1 protein-coding gene is annotated in these 1,786 nt (G+C 68.6%); it reads left to right on the forward strand.

Annotated elements, in window-relative coordinates; all coding sequences use genetic code 11:
* On the forward strand, positions 1-1,786 hold a 1,786-nt coding region (locus H928_RS28835), incomplete at both ends, for an AAA family ATPase (protein WP_148293229.1).

Below are 1,786 nucleotides of genomic sequence, written 5' to 3' on the forward strand. Positions count from 1 at the left end.
CGAAGGCCTGACGCCCAGTGCCGAGCATGGGGCCACCTTGCAGCGCTGGCTGTCGCAGATGCAGGCCGAGTGGCTCAAGAACATGGCGCTGTGGGTGCCGGGCAGCATTGCGCAGGATGCTGATGCGCTGCTTGACCAGACCGACAGCATCGAGGGCGAAGGCGAAAGCCAGGACGCACGCGACGATGCCCGCGCCCTGCTGGAGGCCAAGCGCAAGGCGCTGCGCGCGCTCAGCCAGCTCAACCTGATCGTGGACCACCATGGCGAGGCCCATGCCCCCGTGGTGCTGGAGGACCAGCCCAGCCTGCGCAACCTGTTTGGCACCATCGACCCGCCGGAAGACGACGAGCGCCGCAGCGATTTCTCCTGCATCCGCGCGGGCAGTGTGCTGCGCGCCGATGGCGGCTTTTTGATGCTGCACCTGCGCGACCTGCTGGGCGACGAAGACAGCTGGCAGGCGCTGCGCCGGGTGCTGCGCACGCGCCAGCTGCGCATTGAGGATGCCCATGCCGCCCAAGGCCCCAGCAGCAGCGGCGCGATGCTGCCCGAGCTCTTGGCGCTGAACTTCAAGCTGGTGCTGGTCGGCTCCGAAGAGGCCTATTACCAGCTGCAGGAGAGCGACCCGGACATGGCCCGGCGCTTTCGCGTCAAGGTCGATTTTGCCGAGCAGTTCCAGGCCTCGCTCGCCACCTACCGCGCCACTGCGGCGCTGATGGCGCAGCGCTGCAAGCTCTACCAGATGCCGCACTGCGACGCCGGCGCGGTGGCCCGGCTGCTGGAGCAATCCCACCGGGAGGCCGATGACCAGCAGCGCCAAAGCGGCCGCTTGAACCAGTTGGAGGCCCTGCTGCTAGAAAGCGCCCAGCGCGCCCGCCAATCCGGCCAGCAACCAGGCCAGGACCGTCTGGTGCAGGCCGCCGATGTGGAGGCCGCGCTGGCCGCCCAGCGCCTGCGCCACAACGCGATGGAGCAGGACCTGCATGCCGCGATCACCGACGGCGAGCACCTGATCTCCTTTGCCGGCAGCCAGGTCGGCCAGATCAATGGCATGTCGCAGATCGACACCGGCGACCACCGCTTTGGGCTGCCGGTGCGCATCAGCGCGCGTACCCATGCCGGCCAGGAAGGGGTGATGAACATCGAGCGCGAGGTCGCCATGTCCGGCCCCATCCATGACAAGGGCGTGCTGATTTTGCAGGGCTATCTGACCGCCTTGTTTGGCCACCTGGCGCCGCTGGCGCTCAATGCCTCGGTGGTGTTCGAGCAGGAATACAGCGGTGTCGAAGGCGACTCGGCCAGCTGCGCCGAGCTCTATGCGCTGCTGTCATCGCTGTCGGGCCTGCCACTGCGCCAGAGCATTGCCGTCACCGGCGCGCTCAACCAGCACGGCGAGGTGCTGCCGGTGGGCGGCCTCAATGAAAAGATCGAAGGCTGGTTTGACCTCTGCGCCGCGCAAGGCCTGGATGGCAGCCATGGCGTGCTGATCCCCGCGCGCAACCAGCGCCATCTGATGCTGGCCGAGCGGGTGGTGCAGGCGGTGGAGGCCGGGCAGTTCCATGTCTACACGGCCGAGCATGTGGGCCAGGGCCTAGCGCTGCTGATGGACCAGTGCAACCTGCCCGCTACCGGCGCCCTGCACCCCATGCCTGAGGCGCAGCGCCTGCCTATTGCGGTGGTGCAGGCGGCCGAGGTCAGCCTGCTGCAGTACCGCCTGGCCTGCCAGCGCGCCGATGCAGCCCGGCCCCGCGCCCAGCGCACGCGCCAGCGGCTGCTGCCCAAAGCGGTC

Origin of the sequence: Comamonas sp. B-9 (assembly GCF_000410635.1) — a bacterium.
Lineage (GTDB): Bacteria > Pseudomonadota > Gammaproteobacteria > Burkholderiales > Burkholderiaceae_C > Comamonas.